This is a genomic window from Streptomyces sp. CNH189 (genome assembly GCF_000527195.1).
This window is the reverse complement of record NZ_AZUS01000001.1, coordinates 141,176-160,272: the sequence shown is the minus strand read 5'-3', so window position 1 is coordinate 160,272 and position 19,097 is coordinate 141,176. Positions and strand designations below refer to the sequence as shown.

Genomic DNA, 19,097 nt, shown 5'->3' with positions numbered 1-19,097 from the left:
AACGCGGGGCAGCAAGTGCTCCGGCGCTTCGGCGACACGTAACTCGAGGCGAGAGGCCTTCGACGTGGCAGCACCGCAGAACTACCTCGCAGTCATCAAAGTCATCGGTGTCGGCGGCGGTGGTGTCAATGCCATCAACCGGATGATCGAGGTCGGTCTCAAGGGCGTCGAGTTCATCGCCATCAACACGGACGCGCAGGCGCTGTTGATGAGCGACGCCGACGTCAAGCTCGACGTCGGCCGTGAACTCACCCGCGGACTCGGCGCCGGAGCGAACCCGGCCGTCGGCCGCAAGGCCGCCGAGGACCACCGCGAGGAGATCGAGGAGGTCCTCAAGGGGGCCGACATGGTCTTCGTGACGGCCGGTGAAGGCGGCGGCACCGGCACCGGCGGCGCGCCCGTCGTGGCCAACATCGCCCGCTCGCTCGGTGCCCTCACCATCGGCGTGGTCACGCGCCCGTTCACCTTCGAGGGACGGCGCCGCGCGAACCAGGCCGAGGACGGCATCGCGGAGCTCCGCGAAGAGGTCGACACCCTCATCGTGATCCCCAACGACCGGCTGCTGTCCATCTCGGACCGCCAGGTGTCGGTCCTCGACGCCTTCAAGTCGGCGGACCAGGTCCTGCTCTCCGGTGTCCAGGGCATCACCGACCTCATCACCACCCCCGGTCTCATCAACCTCGACTTCGCCGACGTCAAGTCGGTCATGTCGGAGGCCGGTTCGGCCCTCATGGGCATCGGCTCGGCCCGCGGCGACGACCGCGCGGTGGCCGCCGCCGAGATGGCCATCTCCTCCCCGCTGCTCGAGGCGTCCATCGACGGCGCCCGCGGTGTGCTGCTCTCCATCTCCGGCGGCTCCGACCTCGGCCTGTTCGAGATCAACGAGGCCGCCCAGCTCGTCAGCGAGGCCGCCCACCCCGAGGCCAACATCATCTTCGGCGCGGTGATCGACGACGCCCTCGGCGACGAGGTGCGGGTCACCGTCATCGCCGCCGGCTTCGACGGCGGCCAGCCGCCCGCCAAGCGGGACAACGTCCTCGGCTCCTCCTCGGTCAAGCGCGAGGAGCCCGCCCCGGTGGGCCGGCAGGAGAGCCGGCCCTCCTTCGGCTCCCTCGGCAGCGTCACGCCGAAGGAGGACCCGGAGCCGGTGCCGTCGCCGGAGCCGGTGGCCGACATCCCGGCCGTCCAGCCGCCGGTCCCGCCGTCCCGGAGCTACGACAGCGCGGCCGAGGAACTGGACGTCCCGGATTTCCTGAAGTGATAGGACAGCGCGAACACGTGAGCGGCGCGCACTTCGGCTTCACCGACCGGTGGGGCGGGGTGAGCGCCGCTCCGTACGAGGAGCTCAACCTCGGCGGCGCGGTGGGGGACGACCCCGGAGCCGTACGCGCCAACCGGGAACTGGCCGCCAAGGAGCTCGGCGTCGACCCGGCCCGCGTGGTCTGGATGAACCAGGTGCACGGGGCCGACGCGGTCGTCGTCGACGAGCCGTGGGGCGACCGTCCGGTGCCCGAGGTGGACGCGATCGTCACCGCCCGGCGCGGACTCGCCCTGGCGGTGCTCACGGCCGACTGCGTGCCGGTGCTGCTCGCCGACCCCGTCGCGGGTGTCGTGGCCGCGGCCCACGCGGGCCGGCCCGGACTGGTCGCCGGGGTGGTCCCGGCCGCCGTACGGGCCATGACGGAACTGGGTGCCGACCCGGCCCGGATCGTCGCCCGCACCGGGCCCGCCGTGTGCGGCCGGTGCTACGAAGTGCCGGAGGACATGCGCGCCGACGTGGCCGCCGTCGAGCCGGCGGCGTACGCCGAGACCGGCTGGGGCACCCCGGCGGTCGACGTCGTCGCAGGTGTGCACGCGCAACTCGACCGGCTGGGCGTGCCGGACCGGAAGCGGTCGTCCGTGTGCACCCGGGAGTCGGACGATCACTTCTCGTACCGCCGCGACCGCACCACGGGGCGGCTCGCGGGCTATGTGTGGCTGGACTGATGGGGCATGACGGACCGTAGGGACGAACTCGCCGCGAACCTGGCGAAAGTGGAGGAGCGGATCACCGCCGCGTGCGAGGCCGCCGGTCGCGGACGCGACGAGGTGACCCTGATCGTGGTCACCAAGACCTGGCCCGCGAGCGACGTACGGATCCTCTCCGGACTCGGTGTCCGGCACGTCGCCGAGAACCGCGACCAGGACGCCGCCCCGAAGGCGGCGGCTTGCGAGGATCTGCCCCTTTCCTGGCATTTTGTCGGTCAACTTCAGACCAACAAGGTGCGTTCGGTGGTCGGTTATGCCGATGTGGTGCAGTCTGTCGACCGTGCCAAGCTGGTGTCGGCCCTCTCCAAGGAGGCCGTCCGGGCCGGGCGCGAGGTCGGCTGCCTGATCCAGGTGGCCTTCGACGCCGGTGTCGGCGGCCGGGGCGAACGCGGAGGCGTGGCGCCGGGCGGCGTCGCGGAGTTGGCCGACCTGGTGGCCGGCGCCGAGGGGCTTCGGCTCGGCGGACTGATGACCGTCGCGCCGCTCACCGGGGAGTACGCCGGACGCCAACAGGCGGCGTTCGAGCGGTTGATGGATTTGTCGACCGACCTGCGCCGGACCCATCCGACTGCGAACATGGTCTCGGCAGGGATGAGTGCGGACCTCGAACAGGCCGTGGCCGCCGGAGCGACACATGTGCGCGTCGGCAGTGCGGTACTCGGAGTCCGCCCCAGGCTCGGGTAACGTCGCCAAGAAGTCGGACCACAGCAGAAAATATGGTCATTTCCGCCCAACGGCGGAACAAGGACCCAGTGGATCGCGGGCACTTGGCGGTCGTCAGCGGATCCACCACAGAGCGGAGGACTCGGAGCATGGCCGGCGCGATGCGCAAGATGGCGGTCTACCTCGGCCTCGTGGAGGACGATGGGTACGACGGCCGCGGATTCGACCCAGACGACGATTTCGAACCGGAACTCGACCCGGAGCCGGAGCGGGACCACCGGCGGCACGAGCCGTCCCACCAGCCCCACGGCGCACATCAGCCCCAAAGGGACGAAGAGGTACGAGTCGTCCACCCTCCCGCGCCACGCGAACCGGTGTCCCGTTCCGCTTCGCTGCCCGCGGAATCGCCACGTCCGGCGCGGATCGCGCCCGTGGCATCCATCACACAAGAACGCGCCAGCCTGGAGAAGAACGCACCGGTGATCATGCCCAAGGTCGTGTCGGAACGAGAGCCTTACCGGATCACCACACTTCACCCCCGGACCTACAACGAGGCCCGTACCATCGGGGAACACTTCCGTGAGGGCACCCCGGTGATCATGAATCTGACTGAGATGGATGACACAGACGCGAAGCGACTTGTCGACTTTGCGGCAGGTTTGGTGTTTGGTCTTCACGGCAGTATCGAGCGGGTGACGCAGAAGGTGTTCCTGTTGTCGCCTGCTAACGTCGATGTCACGGCGGAGGACAAGGCCCGCATCGCAGAGGGCGGGTTCTTCAACCAGAGCTGAGACGCAGGACCGGACAAGAGCGGTACAGGGGAGAGGGAAAAGCAGGCCATGAGCGTGTTCGCGCAGGTGATCTACATCGCGCTGATGGTGTTCCTCATCGTGCTGATCTTCCGTCTGGTCATGGATTACGTGTTCCAGTTCGCCCGCTCGTGGCAACCCGGCAAGGCGATGGTGGTCGTCCTGGAGGCCACCTACACTGTCACCGATCCACCGCTGAAGCTTCTGCGGCGGTTCATCCCGCCGCTGCGTCTCGGGGGCGTGGCGCTCGACCTGTCCTTCTTCGTACTGATGATCATCGTCTACATCCTGATCTCGATCGTGGGCAATCTCGCGAGGTGACTGTGGACGATACGGTCTTGCCGACTGCCGATGACTACGTTGAGGTGAAGAGATGCCGTTGACCCCCGAGGACGTGCGGAACAAGCAGTTCACGACCGTCCGCCTCCGAGAAGGCTATGACGAGGACGAGGTCGATGCCTTCCTCGACGAGGTCGAAGCCGAACTGACGCGCCTGCTCCGCGAGAACGAGGACCTGCGCGCCAAACTGGCCGCGGCCACGCGCGCCGCTGCCCAGAACCAGCAGAACATGCGCAAGCCCCCGGAGCCGCAGGACCAGCAGCAACAGCAGCAGGGTCCGCCTCCGGGCATGCCCCAGCAGGGCATGCGAGGTCCCGGCGGTCCCGTGCCCGCCGGCATATCGGGCCCGCCGCAGCAGCAGATGGGTGGCCCCATGGGTGGCCCGCCCCAGCTGCCGAGCGGTGCTCCCCAGCTGCCCGCCGGCCCCGGCGGACAGGGCGGCCCGCAGGGTCCCGGTCCCATGGGTCAGGGTCCCGGGCCGATGGGCCAGGGCGGCCCGATGCAGGGGCAGATGGGCCCTGGCGGCCCGATGGGCGGTCACATGGGCGGCCCGGGTCTTCCCGGTCAGGGCGGCCCCGGTGGCGACAGCGCCGCGCGCGTCCTGTCGCTGGCCCAGCAGACCGCCGACCAGGCGATCGCGGAGGCCCGTTCCGAGGCCAACAAGATCGTGGGCGAGGCGCGTTCGCGTGCCGAGGGCCTCGAGCGTGACGCCCGTGCCAAGGCCGACGCCCTGGAGCGGGACGCACAGGAGAAGCACCGCGTCGCGATGGGCTCCCTGGAGTCCGCCCGCGCCACGCTGGAGCGCAAGGTCGAGGACCTGCGCGGCTTCGAGCGCGAGTACCGCACGCGGCTGAAGTCCTACCTGGAGTCCCAGCTGCGCCAGCTGGAGACGCAGGCGGACGACTCGCTCGCCCCGCCGCGTCAGCCCGCGAGCGCCGCTCCGTCCCTCCCGCCGTCCCCGGCGCCCTCGATGGCTCCGGCCGGTGCCGGTGCCCCGTCCTACGGCGGCAACCAGGGCATGGGTGGCGGTCCCGGCGGACCGTCGGGCCCGTCGTACGGCGGCCAGCAGCAGATGCAGCCGGCGATGACCCAGCCCATGGCGCCGGTCCGTCCGCAGGGGCCGTCGCCGATGGGTCAGGCTCCCTCGCCGATGCGTGGCTTCCTGATCGACGAGGACGACAACTGACGGCCCCCGTGGCCATAGGTACGGCGTAGCAGTCGGCAGCGTTCAGGGCGGGGCCCCGGGTTCACCAACCCGGGGCCCCGCCCTTGTGCTACGCGCGTTCACGGTGTTTGCGTCGTTTGTTCGGCCGCGACCGGCTTGTCCGACGTACGCAACGCCGAAGGCCCGGCCCCGGAGATTCTTCCGGGGGGCCGGGCCTTCGGTTCGCCGGGTCCTACGCCTTGCGCAGACGGAAGGTCAGCGCCAGGCCCTCGTCGGTGAACGGGGCGCCGTAGGTGTCGTCCGTCTCACCCTGGGCGAAGTCCGTGGCGAGCACCTCGTCGGCGATGAGGTCCGCGTGACCGGTCAGCGCGGCGACCGTCGCGGGTTCCTGTGACGTCCAGCGCAGGGCGATCCGGTCGGCCACGTCCAGGCCGCTGTTCTTGCGCGCCTCCTGGATCAGCCGGATCGCGTCACGGGCCAGGCCCGCGCGGCGCAGCTCCTCGGTGATCTCCAGGTCCAGGGCGACCGTGGCACCGGAGTCGGACGCCACCGACCAGCCCTCGCGAGGGGTTTCAGTGATGATCACCTCGTCGGGGGAGAGGGTGATCGTCTCACCGTCGACCTCCACCGACGCCGTGCCGTCGCGCAGGGCCGCGGACAGGGCGGCGGCGTCCGCGTTCGCGACGGCCTTGGCCACGTCCTGGACCCGCTTGCCGAACCGCTTGCCGAGCGCGCGGAAGTTGGCCTTGGCCGTGGTGTCCACCAGCGAGCCGCCCACCTCGGACAGCAGCGCCAGGGACTCGACGTTCAGCTCCTCGGTGATCTGCGTGTGCAGCGCCGGGTCGAGGGAGTCGAAGCCGGCCGCGGCGATCAGCGCGCGGCGCAGCGGCTGACGGGTCTTGACGCCCGACTCGGCGCGGGTCGCCCGGCCCAGCTCCACCAGGCGGCGCACCAGCGCCATCTGCCGGGACAGCTCCGGGTCGACGGCGGACAGGTCCGCCTGAGGCCAGGAGGACAGGTGCACCGACTCGGGGGCGCCGGGGGTGACCGGGACGACCAGGTCCTGCCAGACCCGCTCGGTGATGAACGGCGTGAGCGGGGCCATGAGCTTGGTCACCGTCTCCACGACCTCGTGCAGGGTGCGCAGCGCGGCCTTGTCGCCCTGCCAGAAGCGGCGGCGGGAGCGGCGGACGTACCAGTTGGACAGGTCGTCGACGAACGCCGACAGCAGCTTGCCGGCCCGCTGGGTGTCGTAGTTCTCCAGCGCCTGGGTCACCTGGTCGGTGAGGGCGTGCAGTTCGGACAGCAGCCAGCGGTCCAGCACCGGACGCTCGGCGGGCGCCGGGTCGGCCTCACTCGGCGCCCAGTTCGACGTACGGGCGTACAGGGCCTGGAAGGCGACCGTGTTCCAGTACGTCAGGAGGGTCTTGCGGACGACCTCCTGGATGGTGCCGTGGCCCACGCGGCGGGCCGCCCACGGGGAGCCGCCGGCCGCCATGAACCAGCGCACCGCGTCGGCGCCGTGCTGGTCCATCAGCGGGATCGGCTGCAGGATGTTGCCCAGGTGCTTGGACATCTTGCGGCCGTCCTCGGCGAGGATGTGGCCGAGGCAGACGACGTTCTCGTAGGAGGACTTGTCGAAGACCAGCGTGCCGATCGCCATCAGCGTGTAGAACCAGCCGCGGGTCTGGTCGATGGCCTCGGAGATGAACTGCGCGGGGTACCGGGACTCGAAGAGTTCCTTGTTCTTGTACGGGTAGCCCCACTGCGCGAACGGCATGGAGCCCGAGTCGTACCAGGCGTCGATGACCTCGGGCACGCGGATGGCCGTGGCGCCGCAGCCGTCCTGCGGGCAGGCGAAGGTGACCTCGTCGATGAACGGGCGGTGCGGGTCGAGCCCCGACTGGTCGGTGCCGGTCAGCTCGCTCAGCTCGGTCAGCGAGCCGACGCAGGTGAGGTGGTCGTTCTCACAGCGCCAGATGGGCAGCGGGGTGCCCCAGTAGCGGTTGCGGGACAGCGCCCAGTCGATGTTGTTGTTCAGCCAGTCGCCGTAGCGGCCGTGCTTGACCGTGTCCGGGAACCAGTTGGTGTTCTCGTTCTCCTGGAGCAGGCGGTCCTTGATGGCCGTGGTGCGGACGTACCACGACGGCTGCGCGTAGTAGAGCAGCGCGGTGTGGCAGCGCCAGCAGTGCGGGTAGCTGTGCTCGTACGGGACGTGCCGGAACAGCAGGCCGCGCTGCTGGAGGTCCTCGGTGAGCTGCTCGTCGGCCTTCTTGAAGAACACCCCGCCGACCAGCGGCAGGTCCTCCTCGAAGGTGCCGTCGGGGCGTACCGGGTTGACCACCGGCAGACCGTAGGAGCGGCAGACCTTGAGGTCGTCCTCACCGAAGGCGGGGGACTGGTGGACCAGACCCGTGCCGTCCTCGGTGGTGACGTACTCGGCGTTCACCACGTAGTGGGCGGGCTCGGGGAACTCGACCAGCTCGAAGGGGCGCCGGTACGTCCAGCGCTCCATCTCGGCGCCGGTGAACGTCTCGCCGGTGGTCTCCCAGCCCTCGCCGAGCGCCTTACCGACCAGCGGCTCGGCGACGACCAGTTTCTCCTCGCCGTCGGTCGCGACGACGTAGGTGACGTCGGGGTGCGCGGCGACCGCGGTGTTGGACACCAGGGTCCACGGGGTCGTCGTCCACACCAGCAGGGCCGCCTCGCCGGCCAGCGGGCCGGAGGTCAGCGGGAAGCGGACGTAGACCGAGGGGTCGACGACCGTCTCGTAGCCCTGGGCCAGTTCGTGGTCGGACAGGCCGGTGCCGCAGCGGGGGCACCAGGGGGCGACGCGGTGGTCCTGGACCAGCAGGCCCTTGTTGAAGATCTCCTTCAGCGACCACCAGACGGACTCGACGTACTCCGGGTCCATGGTGCGGTAGGCCTCGTCGAGGTCGACCCAGTACCCCATGCGGGTCGTCAGCTCGGAGAAGGCGTCGGTGTGCCGGGTCACCGACTCGCGGCACCTGGCGTTGAACTCGGCGATGCCGTACGCCTCGATGTCCTGCTTGCCGGAGAAGCCGAGCTCCTTCTCGACGGCGAGCTCCACCGGGAGGCCGTGGCAGTCCCAGCCGGCCTTGCGGGCCACGTGGTAGCCGCGCATGGTCCGGAAGCGGGGGAAGACGTCCTTGAAGACGCGCGCCTCGATGTGGTGGGCGCCGGGCATGCCGTTGGCGGTGGGCGGGCCCTCGTAGAACACCCACTCGGGGCGTCCCTCGGACTGCTCCAGGCTCTTGGCGAAGATCTTCTGCTCGTCCCAGAACGTGAGCACCGTGTGCTCGAGGGCGGGCAGGTCGACCTGGGCGGGTACCTGGCCATACGTCGGCGTTGTCATCAGCGGGCTTCCTCCGGCGGACTTGCTGCCTTCCGTCCGGAGGGACGAGAGCTGTGTCTCCACGCCGCCGTCGGCGCGCTCCCGCGGTACCACCCTCCTTGGCCCCCGGCCGAACGCTCCGGTGAGCCCCCTCATTGGGGTCGCGATGCCGGTTCTACTCGCCGCGACCGCGGCTTTCCTCCGGCGGCTCCGGGGTGATCTTCACGTCGCGCTCGCCCCCGGGCTCACACCGTCCCCGGGTCGCTCTGGGCTGCGTACGCCGCTACTCGTCCCCATCCACGCTTTTCGCTCCGCCCAGTGTACGGCGCGGCGCGCGGAGCGGCCGACCGCATGTCCCGGGACGGTACGGGCGGACATGCTCCGAATGGTGCGATACGTCTGTTCGGATACCGGGACGTCCGTGCGGGCGGCATACCCGGCGGGTAGCTGGGCACAACGCATGCAGGTCGCCGCGCGGCGTCCGCGGGGTGTGGTGATCGGGCGGTGCGCCCCGTTGCCGTGGGCCCCGAGTCGATTTATCGTCCCAGCACGATTTGCGCGCAAGATCACAATATGTGAAGGGGCCGCGGCCATGATGGCTAAGAAGGCGACGGGTGCCGAGACGCACGCCGGGGGCCGGAGGAGTGCGGTGTCCGACGCGGCCGGGGGCGGCGGGGCGGCGGCCGCGAGCGGTGCGGGGACGAGAAAGGCCACGGCGAAGGCGACGGACGCCGGCGCCGCCGGGGCGAAGGCCGCCGCCGGGAAGGGCGCGGGGACGAAGGCGGCGGCGTCGAAGAAGGCGGGAACGGCGGGGACGAGCACGACGGCTGCCGGGAAGACGGCAAGGGCCACGGCGAAGAAGGCCGCCGGCAAGGGCCCGGAGCACGAGGAGGCGGTCGCGGGGACCGCCGACGCGGACGCCCGAGGGGGCGACCGCGAGGGGGACGGCGCTGCCGGGACCAGTGGGTCCACCCAGGATGTGGCCGGGCACAGCACGGCCGATGACGCGGACGCGGCCGAGGCCGCGGCGCAGACGGGAGTGACGACGGTGGGTGCGAAGAAGACTCCTGGCCCGGCGGCCACAGCGGCGGCGGCGACCGCCGTGCCCAAGGCCCGGCACGGGGTGGTGGAGCCGGGCGAGCTCGCGGTCCGCCCCGGTGAGGACCCGTGGACGGAGGCGGAGGTCGAGGAGGCGCGGGCCGAGCTGATGTCGGAGGTGCTGCGGCTGCGCGAGGAGATCAGCTCCTCCGAGCGGTCACTGGCCGGTCTGATGCGGGACTCCGGCGACGGCGCGGGCGACGACGACGCCGACACCGGCACCAAGAACATCACGCGCGAGCACGAACTCGCCCTCGCCGCGAACGCGCGCGAGATGCTCAGCCAGTTCGAGCGGGCGCTCCAGCGCCTCGACGCGGGCACCTACGGCCTGTGCGAGAACTGCGGCAAACCCATCGGCAAGGCCCGGACGCAGGCCTTCCCGAGGGCCACCCTGTGCGTCGAGTGCAAGCAGAAGCAGGAGCGCCGGTACTGAAGGGCGGCCGCGCAGGTCGTGCCGTACCCTCGTCCTCAGTCAAGGACCTAGGCTGAGGGACTCACGTGGCAGAGGCGGAGCGCATCATCGGTACGCCGGACACCCCGGACGCGGACCGGGACGGGCTGGACCGGGACGAGCAGGACCGGGTCCGTCCGGACCGCGGCGGGCAGGAGCCGGCCGGTACCGACGGGACGGCGGCGGAGACCGGGCGGCCTCGCGGCAAGCGGCGGATCGCCGTGCTGTTCGCCGTCGCCGTCGTCGCCTACCTCCTCGACCTGGCCAGCAAGATGATCGTGGTGGCCGAACTGGAGCACCACGAGCCGGTCGAGATCATCGGTGACTGGCTGCGCTTCGAGGCGATCCGCAACGCGGGCGCGGCCTTCGGCTTCGGCGAGGCCTTCACCGTGATCTTCACGGTGATCGCCGCCGCCGTGATCGTGGTGATCATCCGCCTCGCCCGCAAGCTCTACAGCCTGCCCTGGGCGATCGCGCTCGGGCTGCTGCTGGGCGGCGCCCTCGGCAACCTCACCGACCGGATCTTCCGCTCGCCGGGCGTCTTCAAGGGCGCGGTCGTCGACTTCATCGCGCCCAAGCACTTCGCGGTGTTCAACCTGGCCGACTCGGCGATCGTGTGCGGCGGCATCCTCATCGTGCTGCTGTCCTTCCGGGGCCTCGACCCGGACGGCACCGTCCACAAGGACTGAGGCCCCGGTCACCAGGCGTCGGTACCAGGCCCCGGTACTCCCTGCCGTTCGGGAGTACCGGAGCCGTCCGGCATACTCGACGGGTGAGCACGATTCCCGAGATCCGCACCCTGCCCGTGCCCGACGGCCTGGAGGGCGAGCGCGTAGACGCCGCCATCTCCCGCATGTTCGGCTTCTCCCGCACCAAGGCCGCCGAGCTCGCCGCCGCGGGGAAGGTCATGGTCGACGGGTCGGTGGTCGGCAAGTCCGAGCGGGTCAGCGGCGGTGCCTGGCTCGAGGTGGAGATGCCGCAGGCGCCCGCCCCCGTGCAGGTCGTCGCCGAGCCGGTCGAGGGCATGGAGATCGTCCACGACGACGACGACGTGGTCGTGATCGTCAAGCCCGTCGGTGTCGCCGCCCACCCCTCCCCGGGCTGGACCGGCCCGACCGTGATCGGCGGGCTGGCCGCCGCCGGGTACCGCATCTCGACCTCCGGCGCCGCCGAGCGCCAGGGCATCGTGCACCGCCTGGACGTCGGCACCTCGGGCCTGATGGTGGTCGCCAAGTCCGAGTACGCGTACACGTCCCTGAAGCGCCAGTTCAAGGAGCGCACGGTCGACAAGCGCTACCACACCCTGGTCCAGGGCCACCCCGACCCGACCAGCGGCACCATCGACGCGCCGATCGGCCGCCACCCGCAGCACGACTACAAGTGGGCGGTCACCGCCGAGGGTAAGCCGTCGGTCACGCACTACGACCTGATCGAGGCCTTCCGCGCCGCGTCCCTGCTCGACGTCAAGCTGGAGACCGGCCGCACCCACCAGATCCGCGTGCACATGGCCGCCCACCGGCACCCCTGCGTCGGCGACCTGACCTACGGCGCCGACCCCACGCTCGCCAAGCGGCTCCACCTCACCCGCCAGTGGCTGCACGCCGTGCGCCTCGGTTTCGAGCACCCCGGCGACGGCCAGTGGGCCGAGTTCTCCTGCGACTACCCCGAGGACCTGCGGCAGGCGCTCGACCAGGTCCGCGAGGAGACCTACGCATGAGCTCCGCCGTCACGGTCCGGGTGGCGGAGGAACCGGCCGACCGCGAGGCCTGCTTCGCGGTCCGCAAGGAGGTCTTCGTCGCCGAACAGGGCGTGCCCGAGGACATCGAGTACGACGCCCACGACGCGGACGCCGTGCACGTGCTCGCGGTCGCGGACGACGGCACCCCGCTCGGCACCGGACGCCTGCTGCACGGCGCCGCCGCCGCGGCGAAGACGGGCGGCGACCCGTCGGTCGGCTCCCTCGGCCGGCTCGCGGTCCTGCGGAGGGCGCGCGGGCTCGGGGTCGGCGCGGCACTCGTGCGGGCCGTCGAGCAGGCGGCCCGGGACCGCGGGCTCACCGCCGTCGACCTGCACGCCCAGACCCACGCCCTCGGCTTCTACGAGCGTCTCGGCTACGAGGCCTACGGGCCCGAGTTCCCGGACGCCGGCATGCCGCACCGGGCCATGCGGCGCGCGCTGTAGCCGCTCGCCGGTGACCGCGCCGGTGGTGCCGGGCATGGCAGGCTGGAGATCACCCGACCGACCGTCGACCTCCCGGGAGCGGTGACCGTGGATCAGCTGGCTCTGCTGTTCGCCCTGTTGCTCGGGGCGGTGGTGAGCGTCCCCGTGGGAGAGCGGCTGAAACTGCCGGCGCCGGTGCTGATGACGGTGTTCGGGATCGTGCTGGCGCTGCTGAACTTCGTCCCGAACGTCGACGTCCCGCCCGAACTGATCCTGCCGCTGCTGCTGCCGCCCCTGCTCTACGCCGCCGTGCGCCGTACCTCCTGGCGGCAGTTCGCGGCGAACGTCCGGCCGATCCTGCTGCTGGCCGTGGCGCTGGTCTTCGTCACCACCTTCTGCGTCGCCGTCGTCGCCCACGCGATCGTGCCCGGGCTGCCGCTGGCCGCCGCCGTCGCCCTCGGCGCGCTCGTCGCCCCGCCCGACCCGGTCGCGGCGACCGCCGTCGCGGGCAAGCTGGGGCTGCCGCGCCGCCTGGTGTCGATCCTGGAGGGCGAAGGGCTGTTCAACGACGTCACGGCCATCGTGCTCTACCACGTGGCCGTGGCCGCGGCCGTGAGCGGCACCTTCTCGCCCTGGTCGGCCGGGCTCGACCTGGTGCTGTCGGCGGTGGTGGCGGTCGCCGTCGGGCTGGTGCTCGGCTGGGCCACCAACAAGGCGATGGACCTGCTCGGCGACCCGACCCTGCAGGTCGCCCTGACCCTGCTGGTGCCGTTCGCCGCGTACGTCCTCGCCGAGGAGCTGCACGGCTCGGGCGTCCTCGGGGTGCTCGTCACCGCCCTGTTCCTCGTGGAGTACGCCACCGACGCCGACGACGTCATGGCCCGGCTCGCCGGACACACCTTCTGGGACATCGTGGACACCCTCGTCACCGGGGTGGCGTTCGGTCTGGTCGGCCTGGAACTGCACAACGCGGTGCAGACCGCGTCCGGCCACTGGGCCGAGCTGCTCGGCTGGGCGGGGGCGGTCGTCGGGGTCGTCGTCCTGGTCCGGCTGGCCTGGCTGCTGCCGGCGACCTGGCTGACCAAGCGGATGCACACCGAACGGGACGTCGGCGAGGACATCCCGCTGAGCTGGCGCGAGAGCGTGGTGATGTGGTGGTCCGGGATGCGCGGGGTGGCGTCCGTCGCCCTCGCCCTCGCCATCCCGCTGGAGACGGACTCCGGCGCCGACTTCCCCGCCCGTGCGGAGATCATCTTCATCGCGTTCGGCGTGGTGCTGGGGACCTTGCTGGTGCAAGGGCTCACCCTGCCGTGGCTGGTGGGCAAGCTCGGGGTGCGCGGGGACACCGGCCACGAGATGGAGCTGGAGCGTGAGCTCGCCGTCCGGGTGGCGAAGGCCGCCAAGCGCAGGCTGCGGGAGATCGAGGCCGCCGAGGACCTGCCGGAGGAGCTGTCCGAGCAACTGCTGCGCCGGGCGTTCGACCTGGGGGTGCGGATCAGCCCGGACATGGCGGACGACGAACGGCGCGAGGCGACCCGGCAACGGGCCAAGCGGCTGAAGAAGGTCCGGCGCATCGAGCACGAGATGCTGAGCGCCGCCCGGCACGAGGTGCTGAGCGCGCGCAGCGAGCCGGGTGCCGATCCCGAGGTGGTGGACCGGGTGCTGCGCCATCTGGACGTGCGCAGTCTGCGCTGAGCGCCGCCGGGTTGCGGCCGTCCCGGCCCTTCGCTTCGTAGGGTCGGGGTATGACGCGCAATGTTGTGATCAGCGGCGGCGGCACCGGGATCGGGCTCGCCACCGCGCAGGTGTTCGCCGCCGACGGCGACCGGGTCCTGCTGCTCGGGCGGCGCGGTGACGTCCTGGAGCGGGCCGAGGTGCCCGGCGCCCTGACCTACGCCGCCGACCTGGCCGACCCCGAGGCCGTACGGGGCGTGTCCGGCTTCGTGGGCCGCGAGTTCGGAGCCGTGGACGTCCTGATCCACTCCGCCGGAGGCAACGGACTGCTCGAACCGCCGGTGGGCGCCGACGACCCGCTCGACGCCGTCGCCCGCGACTGGACGGTCAACTTCCGGCTCAACGTGCTGACCGCCGTGCTGCTCACCGAGGCGCTGCGCACCCGGCTCGCCGTGCCCGGCGGGCGGGTGCTCTTCCTCAGCTCCATCGCCGCCCGGCGCGGCTCCGGGCGGGTGTCGTACGCGGCGGCCAAGGCCGGGCTGCACCCGTACGCGCACGCCCTGGCCCGGGAGCTGGGGCCGCACGGCATCACGGTGAACGTGGTCGCGCCCGGCTACATCGAGGACACGGCGTTCTTCGGCGGCGACGGCCTGGACGAGGAGCGGCGGGCGGCGCTGGTCGCCGAGACGTCGAACCGCCGCGTGGGGCGGCCCGGTGACGTCGCGGCGACCCTGCACTGGCTCGCCTCGCCCGGCGCCGGACACATCACCTCGCAGGTGGTCCAGGTGAACGGCGGCGCCGAGCGCGGCCTCTGAGCGCCGCTCAGCGCTGCCGGGGGTGGGAGTGGACCCGGCGCGCCGCCGGTATGCCGCCGGACACGCGGTCGCCGGGCACGTGGTCGTCGGACACACGGTCGCCGGGCACGTGGTCCTCGGGCGAGCGGCCGCCCGAACCGGGAGGCAGCACCGCGTCGGCGGTGTTCACCCGGGGCAGCGCGTAGGGGTGCTCGTCGGCCAGGAAGCGCATCATCTGCTCGCGGACCGTGACCCGGACCGTCCAGATGTCGTCCGCGTCCTTGGCCGTCACCAGCGCCCGCACCTCCAGGGTGCTGGGGGTGCTGTCCGTGACGGTCAGGTTGTAGGCGCGGCCGTCCCAGGCCGGGCACTCCCGCAGGATGTCGCGCAGCCTCTCGCGCATGGCGTCCAGCGGGGCGCTGTGGTCGACGTGCCAGAACACGGTGCCGGTCATCTGCGGCGTCCCGCGCGACCAGTTCTCGAACGGCTTGGAGGTGAAGTACGACACCGGCATGGTGATCCGGCGCTCGTCCCAGGTGCGTACGGTCAGGAAGGTCAGCGTGATCTCCTCCACCGTGCCCCACTCGCCGTCCACCACGACCGTGTCGCCGATGCGCACCATGTCACCGAAGGCGATCTGCAGCCCGGCGAACATGTTGCCCAGCGTCGACTGGGCGGCCACACCGGCGACGATGCCGAGGATGCCGGCCGAGGCCAGCAGCGAGGCCCCGGCCGCCCGCATCGCGGGGAACGTCAGCAGCATCGAGGCCACCGCGACCACGCCCACCACCGCCGACACCACCCGGCGGATCAGCGTCACCTGGGTACGCACCCGGCGCACCCGGGCCGGGTCGCGCTCCCGGTGGTTGCTGGCGTACCGGGTGTACGAGGTCTCCACGACCGCGACGGCGACCCGGATCGTCAGCCAGGCCGCCGACCCGATCAGCACCAGGGTCAGGGCCCGGCCCACCCCGACCTGGTGGGAGGTCAGCAGCCGTGTCTCGTCGTAGGAGCCTCTGAGCAGGGCGGCGCAGAGCAGCAGCTGGTAGGGGATCCGGCCCCGGCGCAGCAGGCCCCACAGCGGTGTCTCGTGGTGGCGTTCGTCGGCCTTGCGCAGCAGCAGGTCGGTGGCCCAGCCGAGCAGCAGCGTCAGCACCACCGAGCCGCCCACCACGATCAGCGGGCGCAGCACGTCATCCATGCCACCGAACCTAACCGGCCGGGACGGGCATGAACATGTGACTTCCGTCCGTTCCCGGGTAGTGCCGCCCGAGGGCTCCGTCACACCCTGCTGGCACCATGGACCGCATGAACATCATGCTCTTTCACTCGACCTACGGGCTGCGTCCGGCGGTGCGCCGGGCCGCGGACCGGCTGCGCGCGGCCGGACACGAGGTGTGGACGCCCGATCTCTTCGAGGGACGCACCTTCGACACGGTCGAGGAGGGCACGGCGTACCAGGAGGAGACCGGGAAGGACGAGCTGCTGAAACGGGCCGTCCTGGCGGCCGCCCCCTACTCGGAGCGGGGCCTGGTGTACGCCGGGTTCTCCTTCGGCGCCTCGGTGGCGCAGACGCTGGCCCTGGGCGACGACAAGGCGCGCGGTCTGCTGCTGCTGCACGGCACCTCCGACATCGCCGAGAACGCCACGGCCGACGGGCTGCCGGTGCAGCTGCACGTCGCCGAGCCCGACCCGTTCGAGACGGACGACTGGCTCACCGCCTGGTACCTGCGGATGGGCCGGACGGGGGCCGACGTGGAGGTGTACCGGTACGCGGGCGCCGGCCACCTCTACACCGACCCCGACCTGCCCGACCACGACGAGGAGGCGGCCGAGGCCACCTGGCGGGTGGCCCTCGGCTTCCTCGGCTCGCTGGCTCAGGACGCGGACTGACCCCTGCGGGCGGTCCGCCGGCCGTCAGACGGGGGCGTCGGCCCGCTCCACCTTCTGGGTGCCGCTGCGGGTGCGGTAGGAGCGGACCCACCTCGCGCCGGAGTCCGCCTCGGTGCGGTCGGACAGCACGTAGTAGTCCATCTGCGCCCGCTCGGCGGTGAGGTCCAGCACCCCGTAGCCGTGACGGTCGGTGTCGACCCAGTGGACGTGCCGGTTGGCGGCCCGGATCAGCGGGGCGGCGACCGCCGAGACCGTGCCCTCGGGGACGTTCACGATGTCGTCGAGGTTGTCGGAGGTGACCGAGGTGACCACGAACTCCGTGGCGGCGGAGGCCGACAGCGGATAGGTGCCCGCGTTCACCGGCACGTCGTTCGCCCACGCCATGTGGATGTCGCCGGTGAGGAAGACCGTGTTGCGGATGGCGTGGGCACGCAGGTGGGCGAGGAGTTCGCGCCGGTCGTCGGTGTAGCCGTCCCACTGGTCGGTGTTGAGGGCGAGTCCCTCCTGCGGCAGGCCGAGCAGCTTCGCCAGCGGCTTGAGCAGGCTCGCGGGCAGGGAGCCCACCGAGAACGGCGAGATCATCACCGAGGTGCCGACCAGCCGCCAGGTGGTGTCGGACGCCGACAGCCCCGCCTTGAGCCAGTCCAGCTGGGCGCGGCCGGTGAGGGTGCGGTCGGGGTCGTCGACGTCGCCGTCGCCCAGGGACACCTGCTGGGACCGGAAGGAGCGCAGGTCGAGGAGCGAGAGGTCGGCCAGCTTGCCGAAGCGCAGCCGCCGGTAGGTGGTGCCCTCCACCGCGGGACGCACCGGCATCCACTCGAAGTAGGCCCGCTTGGCGGCGGCCTGGCGGGCGGCCCAGCTGCCCTCCGCGCCCTCGGTGTGGTTGCCGGCGCCGCCGGACCAGGTGTCGTTGGCGAACTCGTGGTCGTCCCAGATGGCGACGACCGGTGCCGTGGCGTGCAGCGCCTGGAGATCCGGGTCGGTCTTGTAGCGGGCGTGCCGCGTCCGGTAGTCGGCGAGGGTGACGATCTCGTGGGCGGGGGAGTGCGGGCGGACGACCTCGCCGCGGGCGCCGTACTCGCCGGTGCCGTACTCGTAGATGTAGTCGCCGAGATGCAGCCAGGCGTCGAGGTCGCCGCGCGCCGCGAGGTGGCGGTACGCCGCGAAGTGGCCGGCCTCCCAGTTGGCGCAGGAGACCACCCCGAGGCGCAGGCCGCCCACGGCGGTGTCGGCGGCGGGCGCCGTGCGAGTGCGGGCCGCGGGGGAGTCGGTGCCGCCGGCGGAGAAGCGGAACCAGTAGTCGGTGGCGGGCCGCAGCCCCCGGATGTCCGCCTTCACGGTGTGGTCGGAGGCGGCGGTGGCGAGGGTCGAGCCCTGGGCGACGACGTCGGTGAACCCGCTGTCCCGGGCGACGGTCCAGCGCACCTCGGTGTCGGGGCCGGCGCCGGAGCCCGGTGTCGCCTCCGGGGTGGGCGTCACCCGGGTCCACAGCAGCACGCCGTCCGGCAGCGGGTCGCCGGAGGCGACACCGTGCAGGAAGGCGGGGGCCCGCTGGGCGGCGCGGGCGGGCAGCGCGGCGGCGAGCGGTCCGGCCAGCGCCGCGGTGGCGGCGGCGGCCTTGACCACCGTACGGCGGCGCGGGGCGAGGGCGGCGGTGTCCGCGGTGGCGGAGACGGCGGCCCCGGTTGTTCCCTGTCGACTGGTCACAGCCGAACAGGTTAGTGACGTGTACACGCTAGAGCGGGCGAACCCGGGAAAAGTTCGCCCGCTCTTCGGCATGCTGTCGGCCGACGGTCGGCCGGCCGCGTCAGCCCTTCAGCGCCTTGTCGACCGCGGCGGTGAACTCGTCCACCGTCATGGGCGCGTTCTCCCCGTCGGAGCCGGTGAGCTTCTTGCCGTCCATCTTCACCGTCGGGGTGCCCTGGACGTCACTGCCGTCGAACTTGTCGGACATCTCAAGGGCCCACCGGTCGTAGGTGCCGTCCTTCACGGCCGCCTGGAACTCCTTGTTGTTCTTCAGGGCGTCCACCGAGTCGGCGACCTTGATCAGGTACGCGTCGTCCTTGAACTTGTCGTCCGTCTCCTCGGGGTGGAACTCCGTCGAGTAGAGCGCCGACTTGTAGGCCAGGAACGCCTCGGGGCTGACGTCCAGCGCGGCGCCCAGGGCGCTCAGCGCGTTCTTGGAGCCCTCGCCCGTGAGGTTGCGGTCCAGGAACGAGGCGCCTATGAACTGCACCTTGTACTTGCCGTCCTCGACGTCCTTGTCGATGGTCTTGCCGACCGACTGCTCGAAGGAGGCGCAGATCGGGCAGCGCGGGTCCTCGTACAGCTCCAGGGTCTTCTTCGCGTCGGCCTTGCCGATGACGACGGTGGTGCCGTCCTTGCCGCTGGTGTTGGCCGGCTTGACGAGCTCGGCGTCCTTCGCGGCCTCCCAGTGGTCCGGCTTGTTCGCCTGGACCACCGCGTAGCCGATGCCGCCTGCCGCGGCCAGCACACCGACCACCGACGCGGCCACGACGAGCTGCCGCCTGATCTTCGCCTTCTTCGCCTGGCGCTCGCGCTCCTCGCGCAGACGCTCACGCGCCGCCATCTTGGCCGACTGGCTGTTCCGCTTGCTCATGCTGATGACTCCACGGGGGACGCACACACGGGTGTGCGGGAATGGGTA

At 71.6% G+C, this 19,097-nt stretch carries 17 protein-coding genes; 13 read left to right on the top strand and 4 right to left on the bottom strand.

Translation table 11 applies throughout. From position 1 onward, the window contains the following. Positions 1 to 64: 64 nt before the first annotated feature. The 6 genes from ftsZ to B100_RS0100690 all read left to right on the top strand — a co-directional run bounded on the left by ftsZ (position 65) and on the right by B100_RS0100690 (position 5,025). Entirely contained in the window at positions 65 to 1,261 is a 1,197-nt protein-coding gene (gene ftsZ, locus B100_RS0100715; RefSeq protein WP_024882554.1) for a cell division protein FtsZ, read from the top strand. After that, entirely contained in the window at positions 1,258 to 1,986 is a 729-nt protein-coding gene (gene pgeF, locus B100_RS0100710; protein WP_024882553.1) for a peptidoglycan editing factor PgeF, read from the top strand. The genes ftsZ and pgeF overlap by 4 nt, the downstream gene beginning before the upstream one ends. Positions 1,987 to 1,992: 6 nt before the next feature. Then, the gene (locus tag B100_RS0100705; protein ID WP_024882552.1) at positions 1,993 to 2,712 is read left to right on the top strand and encodes a YggS family pyridoxal phosphate-dependent enzyme; all 720 of its coding nucleotides are present in this window, start codon (positions 1,993 to 1,995) and stop codon (positions 2,710 to 2,712) included. A gap of 128 nt (positions 2,713 to 2,840) precedes the next feature. Further along, positions 2,841 to 3,482, top strand: a complete 642-nt coding sequence (locus B100_RS0100700) for a cell division protein SepF (protein WP_024882551.1) — start codon at positions 2,841 to 2,843, stop codon at positions 3,480 to 3,482. Between the two features lie 48 nt (positions 3,483 to 3,530). Further along, on the top strand, positions 3,531 to 3,821 hold the full coding sequence (locus B100_RS0100695) for a YggT family protein (protein ID WP_004932337.1): 291 nt from the start codon (positions 3,531 to 3,533) through the stop codon (positions 3,819 to 3,821). 52 nt (positions 3,822 to 3,873) lie between these two features. After that, entirely contained in the window at positions 3,874 to 5,025 is a 1,152-nt protein-coding gene (locus tag B100_RS0100690; protein ID WP_024882550.1) for a DivIVA domain-containing protein, read from the top strand. Positions 5,026 to 5,236: 211 nt separating this feature from the next. Here the strand turns inward: B100_RS0100690 and ileS are convergent, their stop codons facing one another. After that, complete coding sequence (gene ileS, locus B100_RS0100685) at positions 5,237 to 8,380, bottom strand: isoleucine--tRNA ligase (protein WP_024882549.1); 3,144 nt, start codon at positions 8,378 to 8,380, stop codon at positions 5,237 to 5,239. Between the two features lie 571 nt (positions 8,381 to 8,951). Between ileS and B100_RS0100680 the strand changes: the two genes are divergently transcribed. The 6 genes from B100_RS0100680 (at position 8,952) to B100_RS0100655 (ending at position 14,557) form a co-directional block, all read left to right on the top strand. After that, positions 8,952 to 9,890, top strand: coding sequence for a TraR/DksA family transcriptional regulator (locus B100_RS0100680; RefSeq protein WP_037722355.1), 939 nt, complete (start codon positions 8,952 to 8,954; stop codon positions 9,888 to 9,890). 65 nt (positions 9,891 to 9,955) lie between these two features. Beyond that, positions 9,956 to 10,597: a signal peptidase II gene (gene lspA, locus B100_RS0100675; RefSeq protein WP_024882547.1), complete on the top strand. Its 642-nt coding sequence runs from the start codon at positions 9,956 to 9,958 to the stop codon at positions 10,595 to 10,597. An 83-nt stretch (positions 10,598 to 10,680) separates the two neighbouring features. Further along, positions 10,681 to 11,625, top strand: a complete 945-nt coding sequence (locus tag B100_RS0100670; protein WP_024882546.1) for an RluA family pseudouridine synthase — start codon at positions 10,681 to 10,683, stop codon at positions 11,623 to 11,625. Beyond that, positions 11,622 to 12,089: a GNAT family N-acetyltransferase gene (locus tag B100_RS0100665; RefSeq protein WP_024882545.1), complete on the top strand. Its 468-nt coding sequence runs from the start codon at positions 11,622 to 11,624 to the stop codon at positions 12,087 to 12,089. The genes B100_RS0100670 and B100_RS0100665 overlap by 4 nt, the downstream gene beginning before the upstream one ends. 81 nt (positions 12,090 to 12,170) lie before the next feature. After that, complete coding sequence (locus B100_RS0100660; RefSeq protein WP_024882544.1) at positions 12,171 to 13,763, top strand: Na+/H+ antiporter; 1,593 nt, start codon at positions 12,171 to 12,173, stop codon at positions 13,761 to 13,763. Positions 13,764 to 13,813: 50 nt separating this feature from the next. Then, positions 13,814 to 14,557, top strand: coding sequence for an SDR family NAD(P)-dependent oxidoreductase (locus B100_RS0100655; RefSeq protein ID WP_024882543.1), 744 nt, complete (start codon positions 13,814 to 13,816; stop codon positions 14,555 to 14,557). Positions 14,558 to 14,564: 7 nt separating this feature from the next. On the opposite strand, the gene B100_RS0100650 is transcribed toward B100_RS0100655, so the two are convergent. Further along, on the bottom strand, positions 14,565 to 15,737 hold the full coding sequence (locus tag B100_RS0100650) for a mechanosensitive ion channel domain-containing protein (RefSeq protein WP_024882542.1): 1,173 nt from the start codon (positions 15,735 to 15,737) through the stop codon (positions 14,565 to 14,567). 107 nt (positions 15,738 to 15,844) lie between these two features. Between B100_RS0100650 and B100_RS0100645 the strand changes: the two genes are divergently transcribed. After that, the gene (locus B100_RS0100645) at positions 15,845 to 16,429 is read left to right on the top strand and encodes a dienelactone hydrolase family protein (RefSeq protein ID WP_024882541.1); all 585 of its coding nucleotides are present in this window, start codon (positions 15,845 to 15,847) and stop codon (positions 16,427 to 16,429) included. A gap of 24 nt (positions 16,430 to 16,453) precedes the next feature. Here B100_RS0100645 and B100_RS0100640 read toward each other — a convergent pair whose 3' ends face one another. Next, positions 16,454 to 18,136 (bottom strand): alkaline phosphatase D family protein, encoded by a 1,683-nt coding sequence (locus B100_RS0100640; protein WP_024882540.1) that lies wholly within the window; start codon positions 18,134 to 18,136, stop codon positions 16,454 to 16,456. Between the two features lie 100 nt (positions 18,137 to 18,236). Next, a complete protein-coding gene (locus B100_RS0100635) occupies positions 18,237 to 19,049 on the bottom strand; it encodes a DsbA family protein (protein ID WP_024882539.1) in 813 nt (270 codons plus the stop codon). Positions 19,050 to 19,097 lie beyond the last annotated feature (48 nt).

Coding starts and splice junctions, on each gene's coding strand:
- B100_RS0100705 (WP_024882552.1), top strand. CDS start 1,993: ATGACGGACCGTAGGGACGAACTCGCCGCGAACCTGGCGAAAGTGGAG.
- B100_RS0100700 (WP_024882551.1), top strand. CDS start 2,841: ATGGCCGGCGCGATGCGCAAGATGGCGGTCTACCTCGGCCTCGTGGAG.
- B100_RS0100695 (WP_004932337.1), top strand. CDS start 3,531: ATGAGCGTGTTCGCGCAGGTGATCTACATCGCGCTGATGGTGTTCCTC.
- B100_RS0100690 (WP_024882550.1), top strand. CDS start 3,874: ATGCCGTTGACCCCCGAGGACGTGCGGAACAAGCAGTTCACGACCGTC.
- ileS (WP_024882549.1), bottom strand. CDS start 8,380: ATGACAACGCCGACGTATGGCCAGGTACCCGCCCAGGTCGACCTGCCC.
- B100_RS0100680 (WP_037722355.1), top strand. CDS start 8,952: ATGATGGCTAAGAAGGCGACGGGTGCCGAGACGCACGCCGGGGGCCGG.
- B100_RS0100665 (WP_024882545.1), top strand. CDS start 11,622: ATGAGCTCCGCCGTCACGGTCCGGGTGGCGGAGGAACCGGCCGACCGC.
- B100_RS0100655 (WP_024882543.1), top strand. CDS start 13,814: ATGACGCGCAATGTTGTGATCAGCGGCGGCGGCACCGGGATCGGGCTC.
- B100_RS0100650 (WP_024882542.1), bottom strand. CDS start 15,737: ATGGATGACGTGCTGCGCCCGCTGATCGTGGTGGGCGGCTCGGTGGTG.
- B100_RS0100645 (WP_024882541.1), top strand. CDS start 15,845: ATGAACATCATGCTCTTTCACTCGACCTACGGGCTGCGTCCGGCGGTG.
- B100_RS0100635 (WP_024882539.1), bottom strand. CDS start 19,049: ATGAGCAAGCGGAACAGCCAGTCGGCCAAGATGGCGGCGCGTGAGCGT.